Origin of the sequence: Ruficoccus amylovorans (assembly GCF_014230085.1) — a bacterium.
GTDB lineage: Bacteria > Verrucomicrobiota > Verrucomicrobiia > Opitutales > Cerasicoccaceae > Ruficoccus > Ruficoccus amylovorans.
In genome coordinates, this window is sequence record NZ_JACHVB010000064.1 from 13,674 (window position 1) to 36,383 (window position 22,710).

The 22,710-nt window shown below is 62.0% G+C and carries 20 protein-coding genes; 12 read left to right on the forward strand and 8 right to left on the reverse strand.

Annotated elements, in window-relative coordinates; genetic code table 11:
• Positions 1 to 5: 5 nt before the first annotated feature.
• The 7 genes from H5P28_RS18690 to H5P28_RS18720 all read right to left on the reverse strand — a co-directional run bounded on the left by H5P28_RS18690 (position 6) and on the right by H5P28_RS18720 (position 6,529).
• Positions 6 to 794 carry a 3-ketoacyl-ACP reductase gene (locus H5P28_RS18690; RefSeq protein WP_185677215.1) on the reverse strand — a complete coding sequence of 263 codons (789 nt, stop codon included), beginning with the start codon at positions 792 to 794 and terminating at the stop codon, positions 6 to 8.
• Between the two features lie 17 nt (positions 795 to 811).
• Positions 812 to 1,075 carry a four helix bundle protein gene (locus H5P28_RS18695; protein WP_185677216.1) on the reverse strand — a complete coding sequence of 88 codons (264 nt, stop codon included), beginning with the start codon at positions 1,073 to 1,075 and terminating at the stop codon, positions 812 to 814.
• Positions 1,076 to 1,229: 154 nt separating this feature from the next.
• Entirely contained in the window at positions 1,230 to 2,129 is a 900-nt protein-coding gene (locus H5P28_RS19945) for a TlpA family protein disulfide reductase (RefSeq protein ID WP_281398269.1), read from the reverse strand.
• Between the two features lie 165 nt (positions 2,130 to 2,294).
• A complete protein-coding gene (locus H5P28_RS18705) occupies positions 2,295 to 3,446 on the reverse strand; it encodes a Gfo/Idh/MocA family protein (protein WP_185677217.1) in 1,152 nt (383 codons plus the stop codon).
• Positions 3,447 to 3,509: 63 nt separating this feature from the next.
• Positions 3,510 to 4,343 (reverse strand): sugar phosphate isomerase/epimerase family protein, encoded by an 834-nt coding sequence (locus tag H5P28_RS18710; protein WP_185677218.1) that lies wholly within the window; start codon positions 4,341 to 4,343, stop codon positions 3,510 to 3,512.
• A gap of 134 nt (positions 4,344 to 4,477) precedes the next feature.
• On the reverse strand, positions 4,478 to 5,848 hold the full coding sequence (locus H5P28_RS18715) for a glycosyl hydrolase (protein WP_185677219.1): 1,371 nt from the start codon (positions 5,846 to 5,848) through the stop codon (positions 4,478 to 4,480).
• 120 nt (positions 5,849 to 5,968) lie between these two features.
• On the reverse strand, positions 5,969 to 6,529 hold the full coding sequence (locus H5P28_RS18720) for a helix-turn-helix domain-containing protein (protein ID WP_185677220.1): 561 nt from the start codon (positions 6,527 to 6,529) through the stop codon (positions 5,969 to 5,971).
• Between the two features lie 65 nt (positions 6,530 to 6,594).
• Here H5P28_RS18720 and eda point away from each other — a divergent pair, with 65 nt between their 5' ends.
• Together eda and H5P28_RS18730 are read left to right on the forward strand one after the other, a co-directional pair.
• Complete coding sequence (eda, locus tag H5P28_RS18725; protein WP_185677221.1) at positions 6,595 to 7,236, forward strand: bifunctional 4-hydroxy-2-oxoglutarate aldolase/2-dehydro-3-deoxy-phosphogluconate aldolase; 642 nt, start codon at positions 6,595 to 6,597, stop codon at positions 7,234 to 7,236.
• Between the two features lie 261 nt (positions 7,237 to 7,497).
• On the forward strand, positions 7,498 to 8,523 hold the full coding sequence (locus tag H5P28_RS18730; protein ID WP_185677222.1) for a hypothetical protein: 1,026 nt from the start codon (positions 7,498 to 7,500) through the stop codon (positions 8,521 to 8,523).
• 139 nt (positions 8,524 to 8,662) lie between these two features.
• On the opposite strand, the gene H5P28_RS18735 is transcribed toward H5P28_RS18730, so the two are convergent.
• A complete protein-coding gene (locus H5P28_RS18735; RefSeq protein WP_221773485.1) occupies positions 8,663 to 9,256 on the reverse strand; it encodes a DUF4126 domain-containing protein in 594 nt (197 codons plus the stop codon).
• A 333-nt stretch (positions 9,257 to 9,589) separates the two neighbouring features.
• Here H5P28_RS18735 and nadC point away from each other — a divergent pair, with 333 nt between their 5' ends.
• The 10 genes from nadC (at position 9,590) to accB (ending at position 22,670) form a co-directional block, all read left to right on the forward strand.
• On the forward strand, positions 9,590 to 10,525 hold the full coding sequence (gene nadC, locus H5P28_RS18740; RefSeq protein ID WP_185677223.1) for a carboxylating nicotinate-nucleotide diphosphorylase: 936 nt from the start codon (positions 9,590 to 9,592) through the stop codon (positions 10,523 to 10,525).
• Positions 10,518 to 11,510: a biotin--[acetyl-CoA-carboxylase] ligase gene (locus H5P28_RS18745; RefSeq protein ID WP_185677224.1), complete on the forward strand. Its 993-nt coding sequence runs from the start codon at positions 10,518 to 10,520 to the stop codon at positions 11,508 to 11,510. Before nadC ends, H5P28_RS18745 begins: the two co-directional genes overlap by 8 nt.
• Positions 11,507 to 12,268 carry a type III pantothenate kinase gene (locus H5P28_RS18750; RefSeq protein WP_185677225.1) on the forward strand — a complete coding sequence of 254 codons (762 nt, stop codon included), beginning with the start codon at positions 11,507 to 11,509 and terminating at the stop codon, positions 12,266 to 12,268. The genes H5P28_RS18745 and H5P28_RS18750 overlap by 4 nt, the downstream gene beginning before the upstream one ends.
• A gap of 185 nt (positions 12,269 to 12,453) precedes the next feature.
• A complete protein-coding gene (locus tag H5P28_RS18755) occupies positions 12,454 to 13,596 on the forward strand; it encodes a hypothetical protein (protein WP_185677226.1) in 1,143 nt (380 codons plus the stop codon).
• Positions 13,597 to 13,747: 151 nt separating this feature from the next.
• Positions 13,748 to 14,776, forward strand: a complete 1,029-nt coding sequence (locus H5P28_RS18760) for an ABC transporter ATP-binding protein (RefSeq protein ID WP_185677227.1) — start codon at positions 13,748 to 13,750, stop codon at positions 14,774 to 14,776.
• 10 nt (positions 14,777 to 14,786) lie between these two features.
• Positions 14,787 to 15,551, forward strand: coding sequence for an ABC transporter permease (locus H5P28_RS18765; protein ID WP_185677228.1), 765 nt, complete (start codon positions 14,787 to 14,789; stop codon positions 15,549 to 15,551).
• Position 15,552: 1 nt separating this feature from the next.
• Positions 15,553 to 17,034, forward strand: a complete 1,482-nt coding sequence (locus tag H5P28_RS18770; protein ID WP_185677229.1) for a GldG family protein — start codon at positions 15,553 to 15,555, stop codon at positions 17,032 to 17,034.
• Positions 17,035 to 17,049: 15 nt separating this feature from the next.
• Positions 17,050 to 19,035, forward strand: coding sequence for a DUF4340 domain-containing protein (locus H5P28_RS18775; protein WP_185677230.1), 1,986 nt, complete (start codon positions 17,050 to 17,052; stop codon positions 19,033 to 19,035).
• A 21-nt stretch (positions 19,036 to 19,056) separates the two neighbouring features.
• Complete coding sequence (locus H5P28_RS18780) at positions 19,057 to 21,954, forward strand: AsmA-like C-terminal region-containing protein (protein WP_185677231.1); 2,898 nt, start codon at positions 19,057 to 19,059, stop codon at positions 21,952 to 21,954.
• A 251-nt stretch (positions 21,955 to 22,205) separates the two neighbouring features.
• Entirely contained in the window at positions 22,206 to 22,670 is a 465-nt protein-coding gene (gene accB / locus H5P28_RS18785) for an acetyl-CoA carboxylase biotin carboxyl carrier protein (protein ID WP_185677232.1), read from the forward strand.
• Positions 22,671 to 22,710: the final 40 nt, after the last annotated feature.

The following is a 22,710-nucleotide window of genomic DNA, read 5'->3' on the forward strand; positions in this document are numbered from 1 at the left end:
GTTTGCTAGAGGCGGGGGAGGGTGAGTCCGCCGTCCACCATGATGACCTGACCGGTGGAGTAGGGGAAGTCGCCCCGCGCGAGCGAGGAGACGGCCCGCCCGATGTCGTCGGGGAAGCCCCAGCGCGGCGTCACGCAGAGGCCGTCGGCGATGAGCTTGTCATACTTTTCCGTTACACCGGCGGTCATGTCGGTCTTGATCACGCCGGGGCGCACTTCATAGACCGGGATGCCGTACTCGCCCAGGCGCACCGCGAAGAGCTGCGTCGCCATGGACAGGCCGGCCTTGGCGATGCAGTACTCGCCCCGGTTGACGGAAATGACCGTGGCCGAGATCGAGCTGACGTTGATGATCGCGCCCTGGAAGGCGTCGTCGGCCTTCTTCTGCCCGACCATCCAACGGGCGGCAGCCTGTGTCAGGAAGTATGCGCCCTTGAGGTTCGTGCCCACGACGTAGTCGAAGCTTTCTTCGCTGGCTTCGAGGATGTCGAGGCGCTCCTTGGGGGCGACTCCGGCGTTGTTGACCAGCACGTTGAGCTTGCCGAAGCTCTCGCGCACGACCGCGAGGATGCCCTCACGACTTTCCTTCGAGCCGATGTCGCCACGGGCGTAGGCGGTGCGGGCGCCGAGGGCCTGAAGGGCCTGCAAGGTGTCGGCCACCTGCTCCTCGGGACGCATGCCGTTAATGACCAGGTCGAATCCGGCCTTGGCCAGGTGCTCGGCGCAGCCGAAGCCAATGCCGCGGCTGCCGCCTGTCACCAGTGCGACGGGTTTAGAGGATTTGTCATTTTTCATAGCAAATGGGTCATTGTTCAATGATGGGAGCGTGCTGTCTTGAGAGAGGATTCGATGATTCTCGACAGCTCAGTGACCTCGCCCAGCAGCGGGGCAACGAGTTCGCTGGCGGGCGCACCTGTCTTGTGTAGAATACGCAGCCAGATGCGAGATTCGTTGAGTTCTTTGCGGACTATCCCCAGCTTGTGGATGAAATCGGCCTTGCTCTCTGCACCCCGGGCTTCCGCATAGTTGGGAGCCGGAGCGCAGGAGCTGTTTGCCGATATGTTTGCCCGCTTCATCGGTGGGGATATGCCGGGTCAGACGAATGACTGACACAGCAAACTCCACGAAGCGGTCCTCCAGTTGATTGGCTCGGTTCAGGGCTGGGGAAGAATCGCTCACTGGAGGAGGTCAATTGACAATGAAAAATGAACGCTGGCAAATGGCCGATCCTCAGTTCGCGGTCAGCTTGTTCAACTCGTCCACGAGGGCCGGGTCGGCGGGATGGCCAAGCCAGAGGATTTCGCCGGAGGGGGCGACGAGCGCGACCTGCGGGATGGAGGCCACGTTCAGCATGTCGGAAAGGGCAAAGTCCGGGGTTTCGAGCAGCCAGTTGATCTTGGTGCTGGCGATGTCGAGTTCGGTCCCGACCTTGGCGGCGGCGGCCTGGTCTTCGAGGTTGACTCCGGCGAAGACGATACCCTTGTCCGAGTACTCGGCGGCGCGGGCCTTCAGTTCGGGCATGGCCTGCATGCACGGGCCGCACCAGCTCGCCCAGAAGTCGATGTAAACGGCTTTGTTGCCCTTGGCCAGGTCGGCCAGCGTGACGGTCTTGCCCTCGTCGGTGACGACGGCCAGTGCCTTGTCCATCGGGACGCTCAGGTCCTGCATGAACTTGGACTGCCAGTACTCGTTAACCCACTGTCCGCCGATACCGGCGGTGATTTCGGGCATCTGGACGAAAGCCTTGCCGATGGCGGCTTCGGCCTTGGCGGTGTCACCGGCGTCCCAAGCCTGCTTGGCGTCGGCCATGATGATGATGGCGCGGGCGGCGCGGGCGTTTTCGGAGTTTTCGCCGTCGGCCTTTTCAATCGCGGGGATGGCTTCCTTGACCTTGGCGATGTTGGCCTGGGCCTTGTCATCCATGCCGAGTTGGTAGTAGGCCATCGTCTCGATCAGCATCAGCTCGGTCTCGGAGGCTCCCTGCCCCTTGAGCTGCTGGAGCTGTTGGTCGATCATGGCCTGGCGCGGGTCGCCAGCGTCGGGGGTGGCCTGCTGGGCCACGGCAGGTTGGACAAAGGCAAAGAGCGCGGCCGCGGCGGCGCCTGCGAGAATAAGAGCGGGTGATTTCATAGGTTGTTCTATCCGGTGTTAATAGGTTGTTGGACGAGGATTACCTTGCCCACGACGGGTGCCGTGGGCAAGGCTTTCCTCACGTCCAATACGGGGCCGCCCGGCCTGGGGGAAGCCTGGCGCAGGCGGCGATTATGCGGTTGTTACCGGATAAAAGACAGGGACCTAGGCTTTCAGTTCCGGCAGCTCGATCCACTGGCGGGCTTCGCTGCTCTTGATGCCGTACTCGGCCAGCTGCACGCCCTTGGCACCTTCGAGGAGGGTCCAGCGGAAGGGCTCGTCGAGCACGACGTGGCGCAGGAACAGCTCCCACTGCACCTTGAAGGCGTTGTCGTGGCTCTCCTGCTCGGGTACCTTGCTCCAGCCGTCGAAGAAGTCGATGGGCTGGGCAATGTCCGGGTTCCAAATCGGCTTGGGCGTGTTGCCGTAGTGCTGGATCCACACGTCGCGCAGGCCGACGATGGCGCTGCCCTTGGTGCCGTCCACCTGCATGGTGAGCAGGTCGTCGCGGCGCACGCGCACATTCCAGGAGGAGTTGAAGTGGCAGATGACGCCGTTTTCCAGCTCAAAGGTCGAGTAGGCGCTGTCGTCGGCGGTGCACTTGTAGGGCTTGCCCTGCTCGTCCACGCGCTCGGGGATGTGGGTCGCGGCGAGGCAGGAGACGCTCTTGACCGGGCCGAAGAGGTTGTCGATCACATAGCGCCAGTGACAGAGCATATCGACGACCATGCCGCCGCCGTCTTCCTTGCGGTAGTTCCAGGAGGGGCGCTGGGCCGGGATGGTGTGGCCCTCGAAGACCCAGTAGCCGAACTCGCCGCGCACGCTGAGGATGTCGCCAAAGAAGCCGTTTTCCTTCAGACGCATGAACTTGAGCATACCGGGCAGCCAGAGCTTGTCCTGGACAACGCCGTTCTTGACCCCGGCGTCGCGGCAGATTTTGTACAGTTCGTAGGCGTCCTCGGTCTTGATGGCGGTGGGCTTTTCGCAGTAAACGTGCTTGCCCGCCTCGGCGGCCTTCTTGACCGCGTCGAAGCGCTGGAGCGTGCCCTGCGAGTCGAAGTAGATGCTGAAGCGATCGTCGTTCATCACGCTGTCAAGGTCGGTCGTGTATTCCTTGACGCTGCTGATCTCGGTCAGGTGCTTGAGCTTGTTTTCGTTGCGACCGACCAGGATCGGGTCGGGCATGATGACTTCGTTCGGGCTGATCTTGACGCCGCCCTGCTTGATGATCGCGTCGATGGAGCGCAGCAGGTGCTGGTTCGTGCCCATGCGGCCCGTGACGCCGTTCATGATGATGCCAACTTTGTGTGTCTTCATTGGAGTGTAATGGCTAATTGTTGATCGTTAAATGGCTGTGATTGGTTGTCGCCTGTATCCAGATTATGAATACTGGAGATAGGCTTCCTTGATCTGGTCGAGGAACTTGTTCTGGTCTTCCTTCCACCAGCGGTTGGAAAAGATTTCGACTTCGTTGTAGCCCTTGTAGCCGGTGGCCTCGACCCAGGAGCGGATTTCGCGGATGTTGATCACGCCCTCGCCCATGAGGCCGCGGTCGAGGAGGAAGTCCTCCGTCGGGCTGCGCCAGTCGCAGATGTGGAAGGCGAAGAGCTTGTCCAACGCGGCGCAGCGCTCGATCTCGGTCTTGAGCATATCGTCCCACCACAGGTGGTAAACGTCCACTGCGATGCCGACGTGATCGTCATTGATGGCCTCGCACATGTCGTTGGCCTGCTTCATGGAGTTGACGGCGGAGCGTTCGGCGGCGTACATCGGGTGCAGCGGCTCGATGGCGAGTTTGACGCCCTTGTCCTTCGCCCGGGGGAGGACGGCGCGGATACCGTCGGCGATCTGCTGACGCGCCTCGGGCAGCGGGATGCCGGGTACGGCCCCGACCACGAGCACGATCAACGGTGCGCCGATGGCGGCGGCCTCGTCGATGCACTTTTCGTTGTCGGCGATGGCGGCGGCTCGCTCGGACTCGGTCTTGGCGGGGAAGAACCCGCCGCGGCAGTACGAGACGATTTCGAGGCCGTTGTCGCGGATGAGCTTCCCGGCGTCGGCGTGGGTCATGTCCTTGACGGCATCACGCCAGACAGTGATGCCGGGCACGCCCTCGCGGGCGAAGGCGCTGACGGTTTCCTTCAGGCTCCAGGGCTTGTGCGTGATCGTGTGGATGCACAGGCGGGAGAAGTCGGTGAGCGGTTTTGCAGGCATGGGTTTGAGTGGCTAAATGACTAAATGGTCAAATGGCTAAATGGTTTAAGTGCTCGGTTGTTGATTGCGGAACGTGTGGGACGCGCCCACCGGCCAATCAGCCATTTAACAATTAACCATTCAGCCATTTCCTCTTAATTAAAGAAACGGTAGTAGGGTTCGCCCTTGAGCATGCGCGTGACGAGCAGGGCGGACTCGCGCATGTGGTAGTCGCCCCACATGGAGGCTTCGCCGCAGGCGATCTTCTGCCCGGCGGGGACGTGATCCCAGCCGTTGGGCTCGTGGTAGATGCTGTGCAGGGTGAGGCCCTGATGCTTCTCGTCGGTGGAGAGGTAAGGCTCGTCGAGCAGCGCCTTGAGCGAGGTCAGGCCAGCCTGCCAGTAGCGTTCGCCGTCGGCGGTCTCGCCCTTGTCCTTGAGGTACTTGCCCAGGCGAAGGAGGCCCTGCACACCGATGGCGGCGGCGGAGGAATCGACCGGCTCCCAGTCGTTGAACGGGTCCGCAGGGCGCTCGGTGTAGTTGCCAAGCTGATACAGCTTGGGCGCACCGGTGTCCCAGTACGGGATGCCGTCTGAGGCGGTGTTGGCGATAAAGAAGTCGTTCGTGGCGCGGGCGGCCTTGAGAAGGAAGGCCTCGACTTCGGCGCGACCGCCGAGCGGTTCCAGCTCGGCGTCCGGCACCTCGGCCACGAGCTCCAGTTGTTCCGGGAAGCCGAGCATGGCCCAGGAGAGCCCTCGTGTCCAGGTAGTGAACCCGGAGAAGCCCTGCTGCGCGTTCGGGCAGCGGAAAGCGCCGTCGTTGATGTTGAAAATGGCCTCGTGGGCGGTGCGGCCCCACTCGTCGTATTTGTCGCGCCCCTCGCCGTAGAAGATGTTGTAGGCGGCGGTGGAGCGGGCGTGGTTGAGGGCGCGTTCGAGCAGGTTGATCGCGGCGTCGTTGTCCGTGAGCAGTGAGTGGCCGAGCAGCCAGCTCATCTCGACGGCGCGGATGGTGCGGATGGTATCGACGAAGAGCGAGTGCGGCCCGTTAAAGGAATAGAGGTAGCCGCCTTTGTCGTTCGGGCTCCAGCGCATGGCCTGGACCGAGCCGGAGGCCTTGAGCGCCATTTCGTAAAAGTTCATCTCCCATTCGTTGTGCGGGATTTTGCCCTCGCGCATGAGGCGGCGCAGGTTGCCGTAGGTGGAGACGTTGTTGAAGCCGTGGTCGTGAACGCCCTTGTGGGTGATGTGCGGGGCCATGACGGCGAGCGTCTGCTCGCGCCCGTACTGGAGGAAGCTCTCGTCCCCGGTGGCGTCGAACTGCAAAATCGCCGAGCCGAATTGGAAGCCCTGCGTCCACTCGGTCCAGCCGCGTGTGGTGTACTTGCCCTCGACGGTGAAGACCGGCGAGCCCTTGGAGGCGTCGTACTCGGCCTCGATCAGCTTGATCTTTTGGCCGGAGATTTTCCAGAAGCGTTCGAGGGCGGGTTGGAGTGATTCAAGAGTAAGGGTGGTGTCGATTTTCATGGAAAATAATTTCTTGTGCGTGTCTTTGCGGCGATGACAGTACCGGTGGGTGATGCGGTTTAAAAGAGTGGTGGGGGTGCTCGCCCCGGAGAGGGCGTGTGGTCCGTGCTTTGCCGGGGCCTAGAAGCGGTTTTCCTTGCGCAGGTGGACGAGGACGAGTTCGGAGTCCTCCAGCGCCTGGTAGGAGTGCTCAAGGATCGCGTCGAACTGGAGTGCCCGCCCGGCCTTCACGATGCGGGTTTCGGAGGGGAGGTTGATCTGGATTTTACCGGAAAGCACCCAGCAGGTTTCAAAGTCGTCGTGGTGCATCTCGGGCCGGGTGATGCGGCTGCCCTTGACGGCCCGCCCGTAGAAGACTCTCGCCTTTCCGTAGGTGATGCGGCTGAATTTGAAGCCGTCATGCTCGTAGCTTTCCGCCTTCACCTCGTGGGCCATGCGCGCCTCGGCCAGTCCGAGCAGTTCGGCCGCGCTCATGCTGAAGACCCGTGCGAGCTTATAGAGCGTTTCGAGTTCGGCGCTGGACTGGTTGCGCTCCAGCTTGGAGATGACCGCCACGGACACGCCCGAGCGCTCCGCCACCTGCCCCAACGTCAATTCCTCCCGCTTGCGCAGCGCGCGCAGGACCGAGAAGTCATAGAGCGGAGCGGATTCGCTCTCGGGGCTGGAGTTGGGCGTGGGCATGATTAAATTTTCTCTTGCGATAAAAAATAGATAGTTTCATATTGTCAAAGAAAAATTCAAAACCCATGAGCGAACATCCTGCCGTAACCCTGCTTGCACAGAAACGCCTGCTGCCCGTCGCCGTCCTGGAGGACGTGGACGCGGGCCTGAAAACCGCCGCCGCGCTGAAGGAAGCCGGCCTTAACCTGATCGAAGTCACCCTGCGCACGCCCGCTGCCGAGGCCGTCATCCGAGCGATCCTGAAGGAGTTTCCCGATATGATCGTGGGAGCCGGGACGGTGCTCGACGCCGCTCAGGTGCAGCCACTGGCCGACATCGGGGTGCAGTTTTTCGTCGCCCCCGGGCTGGACGAGGCCGTTGTCGAGGCCGCCCAGAAGGCGGGCTGCCCGATCACGCCGGGGGTCATCACCCCGAGCGAAGTCAGCCGCGGCCTCAAGCTCGGCTGTAAGGTGCTGAAGTTCTTCCCGGCCGAACCGGCGGGCGGGGCGAAGATGGTCAAGGCCCTGGCCGCTCCCTTCTCCCATACGGGCGTGAAGTTTATTCCCACCGGCAGCATCGATGCCGCCAAGGCCCCCGACTACTGGGCGATCAAGAGCGTGCTGGCCGTGGGCGGCTCGTGGATCGTGGCGGGCAATCTGGTCAAGGAGGGCAAGTTCGATGAAATCACCCGCCTGACCAAGGAAGCCCTCGTTAATGCCGGGGCTTGAGGCGTGCGTTTTCCGGGGTCGGTTTCACCCCGAGGATCTATGACGTAGAAAAACAACCGGTCGGGCCGTGTGGCCTGGCCGGTTGTTTTGTCGATACCGGGCGCGGTTGCGCGTTTGGAGCTTGCGCTGGTTTCCCCTTTTGTGGATTAAAATAATACGGAAGCATGGAGGAAGTTGTTGTTATAAGTATAATAAATTCACCGTGTCTTTCGCGCTTATCTCCGGTTTGGCAGCCATCCCGTTTTTCCCTGTTTTATTATCATGCGTGACGCTATTAATGTGCTAGCAGCCGTCGGGGCCTTTATCGTGGCTATTGCCCTGGGCTGGTTCCTCTTTAAGGCCCAGATTGAAGACAAAGAAGCCCCGGTTCCCGTGCAGGAGCAGAGGGTTGCCGTGCAGGAGGTTGCCCCAGAGCCGGTGCCTCCTCCGGCTGAGGAGGCTAAGCGGCCAGTCCCGCCCGCCGGGCCGGTGTGTCGGGTGAGCTATCCGGACCTGGGAACTTATCTGCAGGGAGCTCCCGTCGTGGTCCAGAGCCGCTCGTTGGATGAGGATTTGAAGGCGGCGATGACGCAGCAGATACTCCTCTTTAAAAGCGTCATGAAGATCGGCCATGACGGGGCTACCAAAGAACGACTGGAAAAGGAACTGGAACACCTGCGCAACGCCTTTCCTGAACCGGAAGGGGCGACCGGGTATCGTTACCGTTCGGACCGTGATTCCTCCGGCTACTACGTCAATTACTACTACTACCCGGTCGAGCGCCAGACGGACGAACGGATGGTGGATGATTTCAACCACGTGGTCAAAAACTCCCGGCTCGATGAAGTCAGCTACGTGATCCAGGCGCTTGAACTCAAGCTGGAGAAATGGAAGAAGCAGACCGACAAGGTCTATGCGAGTGGGCCCAGTTTTGGGTCGAGCGCATTCTACCGGGCGCAATTGCGCGCGAACAGGGCTTTCCTGGAAGCGATGCCCGAATACATCAAGGCCTGGAAGGCGCTGGGAGATGCAAATGAAGCCTGGAAGCTCAGCAATATGGATGTGTCCGAAGCGACCCGGCAATGGGCGGATTTTGAGAAACGCGACCTGCCGAGGATCAATACCTACCTGGAGAACTACACGGAAGAATCCTGGCCGGTCAGCGAAGAGGGGACCATCGACACTGGCATGCCCCGTGCGCGCCCTCTCTACCTCCTCATGACAGTGGCGGGGCGTCAGTTATACTTCCCGCTTGAGCCTGTGTGGGACAAGGACCTGGGAATGGCCATCGTGCAGGTCAGCCGTTGAGGCCCTGGTGGCGGTCAGCTAGCGTTTTAAAACGCAAACATCAGCGCAGTATAAAACGAGTGATCTGCAGGATCACAGCTGCAGGACTGTGTCCTGCCGCAGGCTTGGGACGCGCAGCCCCAAAGTTAAAGGAAGGTGTCTAGGCCGCCGGGTGGAGCCCGGGGCGGCGACGGAAGCGCTTGAACAGCTTCACGCTCAGCCAGATGACGACGCACAGCACGATGATGCCGATCAAGATGGGGATGACCAGGGCGAGGATCGCGGTGACAAGCGAAGTGCCCGCTTCCACCGTCGAGACGATGGGATTTGCGATGCCGCCGGTGGTGGCGGTGGAGGTTCCGCGGGTGAGAACCGTTCCGGCCTGGACCACGCCTGCCGGGGCTCCGCCCATGATGGCGGCGAGGGTCCATTTGAGTCCATCATTCATCTCCGGCAGGACGGCGGCGGAGATGAAGGTACCCGCGAGCAGAGCCGTCGGGGTGGCAATGCTGTCGAGCATGTTGTCCACCCACGGGATGTAGTAGGCGGCGATTTCGGCCAGAGTGGCAGTGATCAGGCCGATCAGCGCGGGCCAGCTTGCCAGCCATTGGAAGCTCTCGCTCAGCTCGATCACGCCGGTTTTACCGGCGATGCTCAGGGCCAGCATGGGGATGAACACGCGAAACCCGGCGGCGGCGCTCAGGCCGATGCCCGCGATAACGGCGACGATGCCGGTCAATGTGCCCTGGTCCATATCCTGTGTGCTGGTTGAGTGGTCGCTCCGCGTCTGCGAATTATTTTATCTGAGCGGGCTTGTGACATTAATTATTTAGCAGATATCGGCTCGTTTGCAAGGGACATAAGCGGATGGCGGCCCCGGTCAATGCGATGGCCGCGTAACCGGGCGAGCGAGGAATGGATGTCCGTTTAGGGCCTGTGTGGCTACGCGCTACAGGGGGAGGCTTGCGCGGTCAGCACGGTCGGGCGCGGTCGGAAAGAGCGATACGGCCGACTCCACGGTGGTGGGGAGGCTTTCTTCCATGCAATGAGCTTGCGCCGGGGGCGGGCTTGGCCTAGCGAAATGGGCATGAGCAAACCTCAAAGGCATGCTGGGCATTTACTGCGCCGGTTGAGCTGGGATGAACTCGATCCGGCCTGGCTGCGGCGTCTGGTCGAAATGGCCCGCGACGAAGACCTCGGCGGGGCCGGTCTGCGAAAGCCGGACTGCCCCGGTGGTGACGCGACCACGGACCTGCTGGCTGCGGATGCGCGGGGGACGGTCGAATTGGTCGCCCGCGAGCCGATGCGCCTGTGCGGACTGCGGCTGGTACCGGTTATTCTGGAGGTTTACGGGGGGGGCTGCGAGTGGAGCCCCCTGACGGCGGACGGGACGCCCCTGGACGAGGGCGGGCTGATTGGGCGGATTTCCGGCCCGGTCGGGACAATCCTGCGCGCCGAGCGCGTCATGCTGAACTTTCTCCAGCGCCTCAGCGGGATTGCCACCACGACGGCGCATTATGTCACCCTACTGGGACAAAGTGGGCCGCGCCTGCTCGATACCCGCAAGACCACGCCCGGCTTTCGCATGCTGGAAAAATACGCCGTGGCGACCGGGGGCGGGTGGAATCACCGGCTGGGGCTTTTTGATCGCATCATGTTTAAAGATAACCACTTGGCGGCGAGCGACGCCACCGTGGGCGAGCGCCTGGCCGCCACCGTGCGGGCGGCCCGCGAGCGGCGTCCGGATCTCGCGGTCGAGGTTGAAGTAGACCATCTGGAGCAGATCCCGCCCGTGCTGGAAGCCGGTGCGGACGTGATTCTGCTGGATAATTTCACCACAGCAGGCTTGCGCGAGGCCGTGGCCCTGATCGGCGATAAGGCCTGGACCGAAGCCAGCGGCGGGATCAACGAGGCCAATGCGAAGTCGCTGGCCTCGCTCGGGCTGGACTTCGTGTCTAGCGGAGCGGTCGTGCACCGCAGCCGCTGGATGGACATCGGCCTGGACTGGAGCAGTCATGGGTGAGGTCAGCGACGCGGAAATCCTGGCCGCCTTTCTGGCGGCAGACGGCGGCTATGTCTCCGGCTCCTCTATCGCCGAGGACACGGGTGTGTCCCGGGCGGCGGTCTGGGGGAGGTTGGAGCGGCTGAGGACGGAGGGCTTCGCCTTCGAGGCGATCCGGAATCGAGGTTACCGGTTGGAGACAATTCCCGAGGCTCTGCACCCGGCTTTGCTGGCTGCGCACCTGTTAAGACTGGCCTGCCCGGCGAATCTGCACTTTCTGGCCGAGACCGACAGCACCAACACGCAGGCCGAGCGCCTGTTGGCCGAAGGTGAGCACACGCCTTTCGTTGTCGTGGCAGGGCGGCAAACCGCTGGGCGAGGTCGCCGGGGGCGGGAGTGGTTCAGCCAGGACCCGGGGAATCTGACCCTCAGTCTGGCTCTGCGCCCGCAGCTCCCTCCGGCGCGGATGCAGACTTTCACTCTGTGGATGGGGCTTTCGACATCTCTGGCAATCAACGAGTTGTGCGGCGTGTCGCTCAAGGTTAAGTGGCCCAATGACCTGCACTGGAACGGGAAAAAAGTAGCCGGAATGTTGACCGAGGCTCGCTCCGACTCGGAAATGCTGCGTGACCTGGTGTTTGGGATCGGGCTCAATGTGAACGGTGTCACCGATGAGTATCCTCCCGAAGTCCGCCGGGTGGCTGGATCGCTACGGGAAGCGGTTGGGAGGGTTTTCGACCTGAATGAGACGGCGGCGAAGCTGATTTGCGCGTTGCAGAAGGCTTGCGATACCTTTCTGGAAGACTGCTACCGGGAAACCTTTCGGGAGCAGTGGCCGCTGCATGATGCCCTTACCGGGCAGGAAGTGACGGTTTCGTTAGCCGACGGCGAGATCGTGGGCGAGTACCTCGGTATTGACGAGACTGGGACCTTGCGTTTGCGCCTGCCGGACGGGCAGGAGCGGCAGTTTGCGGCGGGGGATGTCACCTTGAGGAAACAAAAATGAGCATTTTGTGCATCGACATTGGTAACACGCGGTTGCATCTGGGGTATGTCGAGGGGCAGAGGGTCTCCCGAACCGAGGATTTGCCGACTCGCGAGCTGGCTCAGTTGCTGCCCCAGCGGTTGGCGGAGGCGGATTTCGAGGGGGTGGCGTATTGTTCGGTTGTCCCGGCGGCTACTACGGAGCTGGAGGAATGCCTGCGAGCGGCGGGCGTCGTTGACGGCGTACGCCTGGACCACGCACATTGTCCGGGGCTGGCCATCAGTTATCCACACCCGCCTGAGATCGGTCCTGATCGGCTGGCTAACGGCATCGGCGCGCAAGTGATTTGCGGGGCTCCCGCCATCGTGATCGACACGGGTACCGCGACGACTTTCGACCTCGTGACCCGTGCCGACGGCTATATCGGGGGCATCATCGCACCCGGTCCGGCCATGATGACCAAGTATTTACACGAAAAAACCGCTCTCTTGCCCGAGTTGAGCCTGGAGGAGCTTAAAGACCCGGGCCGGATCGGGCGCTCGACCCGTGACGCCATGAAGCTCGGCTGCGTGGTCGGCTACGGCGGGATGATCCGGGCGCTCCTGGAGCGCAGCCGGGAGGAGTTTGCGGCCCGGGGCGAGGAACTGCCCGCAGTGCTGGCCACTGGTGGGGGCACGGTTGTCTGGCTCGATCAGGCACAGGAGCCGATCAGGCAGGTGCCGTACCTGAGCCTGCTTGGGCTGGCCGAGGCCTGGCGGCGTTCGGGCGAGTCGGTGTAATGCCTGCTGGGTCAGCCGTCGGTGAAAATTGTAGATTTTATGTTTTCATCTACCCGATAATTAATTCTTTTTGGGCCTATTAGATTAATGCGTTTCATGCGGAAAAATAATGTGTTGTTCTTTTATTTATAGGGTATTCATCTTACCCTTTGACGGGCTGAAGAACCTTGATACTCCCTAGAGCCATGATTAATTCATTGGTACGCGTTGGGCTTGGAATACTGGTTGTTGTCGGGATAGCTGGAGGTGCGAAGGCTGATTATGTGACTCTCAATTATGATGGTAGCATCCCCAATAGCTCGACTTACCTGACGGGCATCAGAGCGGACAACTCCGGGGGCGTTTATATGACCGGGGTTTATACGCCGGGAGGCAGTAGCGGCACGCAGGGGCTGATTTACCGGGGGCCTGTCATGGGGGGCGGAACCTGGTGGATTCTCAACCAACCCGGTGCGACGACCACAAGTACGGCTCTTTACGGACCCAACACGCTGTCGAACGGAAATATCCGGGTGGCAGGCAGTTATAAAACGTCAGAGACAGGCGCCAGGGATTTGGGGCTTTTCTACGAAGGTCCGGCCGCCGGAGGGGGGACCTGGACAACGCTTACGCCCACGCACAGTGGTGAGACGACGCTCAACACCATTGCCCACAGCACGCACGGCGACTTGCTGGTGGGGAACTTTGATACGGACCTGGCCACGGGTCGCGCGTTTATTTATGACATTGTCAGCCAATCCTACCGCGAATTGACGAAAGCCGGGGTGGCCAGCATCACCGCATACGGAGTCTGGTACAACGGAGGAACGAGCTACACCATCGCAGGCGGCTACAGCGCTATCGGTAATGAAGGGCTTTCCGTTGGCTACCTGCTGGATTATGATATTGTCACAGGCGTGACGACCAACTGGACCGATTTCTACTACGACAACGCGCCCGGTGAAGACGTCATCACGCATTTCGATGGTATCACTGGAGATGGCAATGGTGGCTATAACCTGACCGGCGACTGGATCGCCGATGGCACTTCGGGTGCCTTCTATGCCCAGGTTTCTCGGGATGGGGAAGGAGGATTCGGGGAGGCTGACTGGCTGGACATCGCTTATCCTTCGGAGGAGGGGCTGGACGTCGATGCGACTTCGGGCAATTCGGTCTACGAGGATTATGTCATCGGGGTTTACACTGCCAATGGCGAGGGCTTGCCCAATGGATACGTCGTTCATGTTCCGGAGCCTGCGGTCTGGGCGCAGTTGGCTGGCGGCGCAGTCCTGCTTCTTCTCCTTGCTCGCAGGTGCCGCGGAGCGCGGGCCGGCTCGCGGGTGGCTTGAGCCTGCGAACCCGGTATTCAGCGTCGGTCGGGTACGGAATTCGGGATTTTCTTGGGTTGCCAGATTGGGATTTGATGGCTCAAAGTGAACAGATACGCAGCCGAACCGGCTGTTGAACCCTTTCGCCGCGAACGAGTCTAACCCACGATCCTTGGAACCAGAGCAGCCAGCCATTGAAGTCCTCGATTTAACGAAGAGCTACGGTCCGCGCAAAGCGATTGACCGCATCAGTTTCGAGGTGGCCCCCGGGCAAGTAGTCGGCTTTCTCGGCCCGAACGGGGCGGGCAAGAGCACGACCATGCGTATCCTGTGCGGGATCATGCCGGCCACTTCGGGCATTGTCCGGGTGTGCGGGATCCCTGTCGCCAGCCAGTCGGGCGAGGTGAAAAAGCACATCGGCTACATGCCCGAGTCCAACCCGCTGCCCGAGGACATGCGCGTGATCGAGTACCTGCGCTACCGCGCCCGGCTCAAAGAGATTCCGGCCCGCCGCATCCGCGACCGGGTGGAGGAGGCGATGGAGGTGTGCGAACTGCACCGCAAGCCCCGCCGCCGCCTGATCGGGACGCTCTCGAAGGGCTTTCGGCAGCGCGTGGGCATCGCCGACGCCATCCTGGCCGAGCCGGAGGTGATCGTGATGGACGAGCCCACCATCGGCCTGGACCCGCACCAGATCCTCAGCATCCGAAACCTGATCGACTCGCTGCGCGGGCGCATGACGGTTATTATTTCCAGCCACATCCTGCCCGAGATCGAGCTTTGCTGCGACCGGGTGATCATCATCAATCAGGGGCGGGTGGTGGCCAACGGAACCTCCCAGAGCTTGCGGGAGCGGTTCCTGCCCATGACCCGCTACCGTGTGCGCACGACGCTCCGGGCCGAGGGCATGGCGACACTCCTGCCGGCCGTCAGCCCCGAGCTGGCACTGGAAAGTTCCGCCCAGACCGAAGGCATGTGCGAGTACCTGATGGAGGCACCTTCGCATCTGGATTTGACTGAAGCCTTTATTGACGCGCTGCGCGCCCGCCAGGCCCGTATTCACGAGGTGGCCCGCCTGCAGCCGAACCTGGAGGACATCTTCATGTCCGCCACCAAACGCAGTTGGGACGAGAGTCTGCCCGAAGACAAAGCCGACGACACCCGGGAGAACGAAACGGACAAGACGCCCGCCCAGACCTGACCCTGCACCGATGCGACATTTTCTGACCCTTTTTTCCCACGAATTGCGCATGCTGCTGATCGCGCCCGCCACTTACGTGGCCTCGGTGCTGTTTCTGCTGCTGATGGGCCTGATCTACCTGCTGGTGCTCAATGAGGCGGGCACGCGGGAGGCCGACATGTCGCCCTCGGTGATGTTTTTCCAGGTCTTCTGGATTCCGGTCTTTTTCATGGTGCCGCTGCTGACCATGCGCTCCATCGCCGAGGAGCGCCGCCTGGGCACGCTGGAGACTCTGATGACGACCCCGGCCACGGCCTGGCAGGTGGTGCTGAGCAAGTTCCTGGGCGCGTATGTGTTCTACATGCTGCTGTGGGGGCTGACGATTGGCTTCCCCTTTATCGCCGCCTACGGGCTCAAAAGCACGGCGGACAAGGCCGTGGTGCTGGAGCTGGCTCCGATGCTCGGGGGGTACCTCTTTGTCGCCCTGAGCGGAGCGCTTTACATCGGGCTGGGGATTTTCGCCAGCAGCCTGACCCGCAGCCAGTTGGTGGCCGGGATGCTGTGTTTCAGCCTGCTCTTTATCATTATCATCAGCGGGCAACTCTTGCTGAGGCTGCCGATTCAGGAGTATTCGTGGATGTACTGGCTGGAGTCGCCGCTGGAGTATATCCGCTCGTTCAAGCACCTGGAGGACTTCAGCCGCGGGGTCATCGACACGCGGCCCTTTATCCTCTACCTCAGCAACACCGCCCTGCTGCTGGGCATCACCACGCTCGTCGTCGAATCCAAGGCCTGATATGTCCCGAATGGAAGAGTTCAGTTACGCGCGCTGGGTCCTGCGGATCAACCGGCTGGTGCAGATTATCTTGTTCGTCACGCTGGTGGGGGCGGTCAATTACATCGCTTCGCGCTCGTTCGAGCGTTACGACCTGACCAGCAACAACCGCTATTCGCTCTCGGCCGAGACCCTGGCCTATCTGGACCAGGTGCGCGAGCCAGTACGGATCATTGTGACTTCGCCGCCGGAGTCGGCTCCGCAGGAGATGCGGTTCATCTTCCGGCAGGTCAGCCGCCTGCTGCGCGAGTACGAGCTGGCCAGCAAGACCCACGGCGGCAGGCCCATGATCAACGTCGAGTACGTCAATGTTTACCGCCAGAGCGAGAAGGCGCAGGAGTTGGTTAACAAATTCGGGATCAGCCCGGACCAGGACAATGTCATCGTGGTCAGCAGCGGCGACCGCTACAAGCAGGTGCTCCCGTTGGATGTGTGGAAAACCGACCAGAACGGCGTCAGCGCTTTTCAGGGCGAGCAGGCCTTTACCTCGGCCATCCTCGACGTGACCAACCAAAACGCCAAGACCATTTACCACCTCACTGGCCACGGCGAGATGCGCCCGGACGACGTTGACCCGCTGCGCGGCTTCTCGCGGGCCTCGTACTACCTGCGTCAGCGCAATTTTTCCCAGAAGCCCCTCGATTTGATGGAAGTCCCCAAGGTGCCCGAAGACGCCGGGCTGGTCATCATCGCCGGTATCCAGACGCAACTCCTCCCGCCCGAGCAGGAGAAGCTGCGCCGCTACCTGACCGAGGACAACGGCCGTCTCGTCGTACTGCTGGAGCCGGGCAACCCGCATGGGTTGGACGATCTGTTTTACGACTGGGGCGTCATGTCCGACGACATGCTCGTGCTGGAGGCTTCGAACGAGTTTCTGGCTTCGGAAGGGGACTCGCTGGTGGGGAATTTCTCCGAGCACCCGATCACCAAGATCCTTCACGACAACCAGCTCAAGGTGCTGGTCGGGCTGAGCCGTCCGGTGCGGCAGGATCTCGGCGCACCGATTGACAACAGCCTGGAAATCACCCCGCTGATGGCTTCCTCGCCTCAGAGCTGGGCCGAGCGCGACTACCTGCGCAAGCCCATCCAGTACGACGAGGACACGGACCTCTCCGGCCCGGTCACGCTGGCCATGGTCTCGGAACGCTCGGCGGGGAACCGCTTTGGCCTGAACATCCCCGGCGGCAAGCTCGTGGTCTTCGGCAACTCCGGCCTGTTCAGTAACAACCGCTTCCCGGCGGCGGCCAACGAGACGCTCTTTCACAATCTCATCCACTGGATTCTCGACCAGGAGTCGCTGGTCAACATCGAGCCGCGCAAGCTGGAAAACTACAAGATCAGCCTGAGCCGTCAGGACCTGATCGATACCGGGCTCCGCCTCCTGATCCTTCCCGGTGGGGTCGCCCTGCTTGGCATTATGGTCACCTTCATTCGCCGTCGCTAAAACTTTACACCGCCCATGCGCCTGAAACTCACCATCATTCTGGTCATCCTCAATCTGGCGGCGTTCTACTGGATCTACGTCCTGGAGAAGCAGTCCGACCCGCGCGAGGCGTACATGCAGGAGACGGTCAACATCCTCTCCAACGCCTCCGGCGTGGACCAGATCCGCATCCAGGTCAAAACCGCCCAGAAGCAGGAGGAGCGCGTCATCGAGCGTACCCGCAGCGGCTGGGAGATCACCAGTCCCTACGTCTGGCCCGCCAATGACAACGCCATCCAGCGTATCCTGACCCAGTTGCAGTTCCTGGAAAAGGAGGTCTCCATCCCGCTGTCCGAGATCCGGCACAGCGGGCAGAGCCTGGCTGACTTCGGGCTGGAAGACCCGTCCATCATCCTCAGCTACCGGATGGGGGGCAAGGAGGTTGCGCTCAAGATCGGTGCGCCCACCCAGCTCGGCAAGCGCGTCTATCTGCTCCCGCCCGACGGGGACGCCGTGCTCGTCGTCAGCGACGAGTTGCTCAAGGCCATCACTATCGGCCTGGCCGACCTGCGCAGCGACCGGGTCTTTGACATCCCGCTTTTCGAGGTGCGCTCACTCACCATCGAACAGGGCGACCAGCGCTACCGCTTCGAGGAGAGCGGGGACAACTGGTGGCTGGAGTCGCCCATCCGCGTCCGCGCCGACAACGCCAAGGTGGACGCCGCTCTGGGCCAGTTGACCGCCCTGCGCAGCATCCACATCGTGCGCGATCTGCCCGGTGGCGAGAACGCCGTCTTTGCCGAGCCGTACATGCGCATCACCCTTGGGGGCAACAACCGCCGTCGTACTCTGCTGGTGGGTGCTCCAGTGCCGGAAGTGCTCCCCGGCGAGGAGCCCCAGCGCTACGCCCGCCTGGAGAACGACCGCGCCTCGGGCACGGTCTTCACGGTGGAGCAGAAGCCGCTCGAACGCCTCAGCAACTCCGCCGACCGCCTGCGCCAGCGGCAGTTTTTCGTGTTCGACCCCTCGCAGGTCAACGCCATCGAGATCACCGAGAACGAAAAGAGCCTGACCCTCCAGAAGCTCGAAAAACGCCAGGCTGACGAAAAGGAAAGCTGGCAGATTTTTCGCAAGGAGCCGGGCGGCAAGATCGTCACTCAGCCCGCCGACGCGGAGATTATCGGGCAGTTGCTAATTTCGCTGCGCACGCTCAATGCCACCGCCTTTGCCTCCGACGCTCCCTCGGGGCAGGATCTGGAGCAGTGGGGGCTGGCCGGGCCGAAAACTGTCCGCGTCACCCTGCGCGGGGCCAGCGAGCAGACGCTCCTGCTCGGGACCGATAAGCAGAGCGACGGCCTCTACGCCAAGCTCTCCGGCGAGCCTTTTGTTTACAAGGTCGGGAGCCTGATCCTTAACCAGATCAACTCCGAGCCGCTGACTTACCGCAGCCGCGTGCTCGACCAGAGCATGGCCGGGGCCCGGGTGGTGGGGCTCACCCTGACCGACCTGGACGGCGACAAGGAACTGCTCGCGGCCAAGCTCGACACGCAGAAGGAAACCTGGAGCACCCACTGGGCCTCGCTGCCGGAGAAGGAGCGCGAAGCCGCGCTCGACCTCGTGGACGAACTGGAAAACTTCCGGGTCGGCTCCTACGCGGACAAGCCCTTTGGCGACTGGCCTGCCGGGACTTGGCGCTACCGCCTGACGGTGGACTACTTCCTGCCCGGCAGCCAGGCTGGAGCCACCACCCAGCGTGAGTTCGATTTCGGTCCGCGCCTGAGCGCCAACAAGCAGCTTGCCGGTTTCCCGGCCAACGGGCTGGCCTTCTACCTGACGCAGGAGATGATCGACGCGCTCTTCCCGTTGACTTTCGAGCAGGACGCGCCCGTCCTTCCGGATACACCGAAGGGCATCGAGCAGGCCGAGCCGCTGCCGCTCCCGCTGCCCGAGGCTGCCGGAGAGAAGCCGGCTCCTTCTCCGCCTGCCGCGCCCGCCGCCACGCCTGACAAGCAGGCCCCCTGACGCCGCTTAAGCCCGATCCTCATGAGCGCGCGGAGCCAGCATCCGGTCCGACCCTGGTGGAAACACCTGCTGGGGTGGATCCATGTCTTGTTCAACCTGGGGCTGCTGGCAGCCTTGTTCGCGCAGGGCGCGCTTATTTACCTGCTCTGGGAAGACGGGGAGCTGCCCATCCCGGGCTTTGTTACCGACAAAGTGGAGCAGGCACTGGCCGAGCAGGGCTATGAGGTGGAGATCGCCAGCATGAAGCTCGACCTGCGGGGTATCCTCCTGTTGCGCAAGATCGAGGTGCGGCTCCCCGGCTATCACGAGCCGATTGCCGAGGCCGACCTGGTCCTGATCGAATTCCCCCCCTGGGCGGTGTTCGAGCGGCATTTCCTGCCCGACGAGGTCTGGCTCTCCCGCTGCAACCTGTTTTGCCCGACCGTGCTTTCCCCGACCGGGGCCCGCGAGCAGGTGGCACAGGATATTTTTACCGAAGTCGCCATCCGCAACAAGCGTCTCGACCTGGACCGGCTCATTTTGCGCCTGCGCGGGCTCGATATCCGGGCCGACGGTTCGCTGCCCGTGGCCCGGATTGAGAAAATGATGGAGTCGGACGAGGCAGTGACCCCTGAGGAGCGTGATCGCCGCACGGCGGCCGCCTATGCGGCTTTTTGCCGGGAAGTGCTCAAGGCAAACGCCTGGGTGGAGCGCTTCACTGATCCGCGCGTGCAGGTGCGTTTCGAGCCCGCGCCCGACGGTCAGGATGTCCGGCTGGCAGTCGATTTTCAGGCCGAGGATTTCAATCTGGGGCAGGGGATCGACGGGGGGCGGATGACGGCTCAGGCCGAAGCTACCGGGCTGGACGCGGACTCGTTCCGGCTCCGCAAGGCATACGCCCGGATGCGTAACATGGCCTGGGAGGGCAAGGCGAAGGCCGGGGCCGTCCAATTGCAGGCTATCATCCCGAAACCGGGGCTCCATGCGCTGCCGCAGGCCTGTGAGCTGGCTGCCATCAATGTCGAGGCGGTCAACCTGAAGGTCGATACCGTGACCGGGAGCGCGGATTTTGCGCGTTCGCCGCTGGTTGAGGCCTCGCTTCACCTGCTGACTGGCGAGGACCTGCACTGGCTCCATGTCGATGGCCGGGTCGATATGCAGAAGGAGACGGCGGACCTGGCCGTGCGGGCCTGGTGGGATCCGATGGATTTGCTCAAGATCAGCTTTCTCGAAGGTAAGTTCGAGCATCCGCCGGACCTGGATTGCAGCAAGCGCCCGCGCTGGAGCGGTAACGTCCGGCTGGACGAGGGGTTCCGGTTCGCCTCGGCCGAGGTGGAACTGGACTTTGGCCGGACACGCTACGAAAAGCTTGAGCTGACCTCCGCTTTCGCCCGGGCGAGGGTCACCCCCAGCCAGCTTGACGTCTATCAGGCGGTTCTTTCGACTCCCCGCTACACCGTCGAAGGCTCCTATAGCGAGAATTTTGATACCAAGGGCTACCGCTTTCTGCTGGAGGGCAACGTTGATCCGATGGAGATTTCCTTCCTGATTGACGCGGACTGGTGGGAGCCGCTGTGGAAGGACTTCGACTTCCACGGGACGCTTCCCTACTCGAACATCGACATTCAGGGCTTTTACGGGCGCGGGGACGAGGGGAAGACCTTTTTCGGCTATAACAAGCTGGTGGACCTCACGTATCAGGGGGTCGATGTGGATACCTTTACCGCCATGCTCTGGCGCGAGCCGATCAGGATTATCCTGTATGACATGCAGGGGAAAAACCGGGAGGGAGCCTTTAATGCTGCCCTCCAGTTCTGCTACTCGCCTGATGACGGGGATCAGCGTACCTCGCTCGGCTTTGCCGCCGCCAGCACGCTTCCGCTCACGCAGGGGGCCGGCCTGGCGGGAAAAGAAGCACTTGGCTACGTCAAGGACTTCCAGACGACCAGCCCCCCGCAGGTCCAGGTCAACGGCCTGACTGTCGATGGCAAGGACGGCAGGGAGGACCAGTTGTACCTGAAAATCATTGCCCGGATGGACACGCAGACGATTTACGACGGCTTTGTCTTTGACCATCTGGCGTTCCGGGGCTTCCTCAAGCCCGGTTTGCTCCAACTGCGCGGGATGACCTTCGGCATGGCCGGGGGGAAGGGGACCGGCCAGGCGGATGTGAAGCTGGCTGAGGCAGACGGAGCGGACGAGATGGCACTGGGAGTGTCCCTGAAGGGAGCCTCCTATGAGCAGTTGCAGGACGCTATCCCCTTTCTGGGCGAGGACGAGAAAGACGCTCCGGCTCCGGCCCCTGCGCCGGTCCAGCCCCCCCCGCCGCCCGTCAGCAAGGGCAAGAAGGAGGAATTGGCCAAAATCGACTTCGATCTGAACGCCCAGGGCAAAACCGGGGACGTGACCAGCTTCCGCGGTCATGGGAACATCGGCGTTCGCGACGCCGTGCTGGGGCAGATTCACCTCTTCGGCGGTTTCTCCCGTGCCATCCAGGCCGTCGGGCTCAACCTGGGAACGGTTGACTTCACCAAGGGGCAGGCTCCGTTCGTGGTCGGCAAGGGCTACGCGCACTTCTCGAAGGTCGAAATCTCCGGCCCCACCGCCCGCATCGACGCCAATGGCAACATCAACCTCGACACCAACGAGCTGGACTTTTTCCTCTCACTCTACCCGTTGGGCGGGATCGATGTGCCGGTGATTTCCCAGATATTCTCCGCCATCAATCCACTCACCGACGTGGTGGAGGCGCAGCTCCAGGGGACGTTTTCGAAGCCCCGCTGGAAGGTCGATTTTCGCCCCATCGGCATCTTTACCGGCCAGAAACAGGTGCAGAACCCCACCGGGCAGACCCCGCTGACTTCGGACCAGAGCGGCCTTTTTAACGTGCTCGAAGAAGTTCCCGAAGAAGTTCCCAAGCTTGGCGGGGCAGGCAATTGAGGTGTTTTTTGTGTCTTTTTGTGGTCCGTGGCAGACCCTGCCGCGCCCCCGTAGTGCCGGTTTAGCGGCTTCGCGGCACGCGTCAGGCGTGATTTGCGCTTTTTCTCCTCCGGAAAATGAAAAAAACGTGTGACAACAAAACGTTGCCCGCCGGGGAAAAATTCTCCTAGTCTGTGGGCTTTCATCCTCCCGTACCGGTTTGCACCCGGTTGCGGCACGCACTTTTTGGACCCAAAAAACCTTTTGCCGATATGGATCTCAAGGAAATCAAACATATCATCGACCTGATGAAGCGCTCGGACCTGACCGAGTTTGAAATCGAGGAAAAGGACCTGAAGCTTCGCATCTGCCGCGAGTCGCAGAAGCCTGTCATGTACGCGCCCGCCCCGGCTCCCGTGGCTGCGCCCGCCGCACCTGCGGCGGCTCCGGCCCCGACGGTCTCCGTCGGCCCGGCCAAGCCGAAGGAAGAGCCCGGCACCCAGTTTATCAAGTCGCCCATGGTGGGAACTTTCTACCGCGCACCCGGTCCGGATAGCTCGGCCTTCGTCGAGGTCGGCGCCGAGGTCAAGGCTGACTCCGTGGTCTGCATCATCGAGGCCATGAAGGTCATGAACGAGATCCACGCTGAGGCCAAGGGCAAGATACTCGAAATCCTGGTCGAGAACGGCCAGTCCGTCGAGTACGGCCAGCCACTGTTCAAAATCAAGGCTTCCTGAGCTTCTTCCGCCCAATGTTCATCCTGCAGCCGCGCCGTCT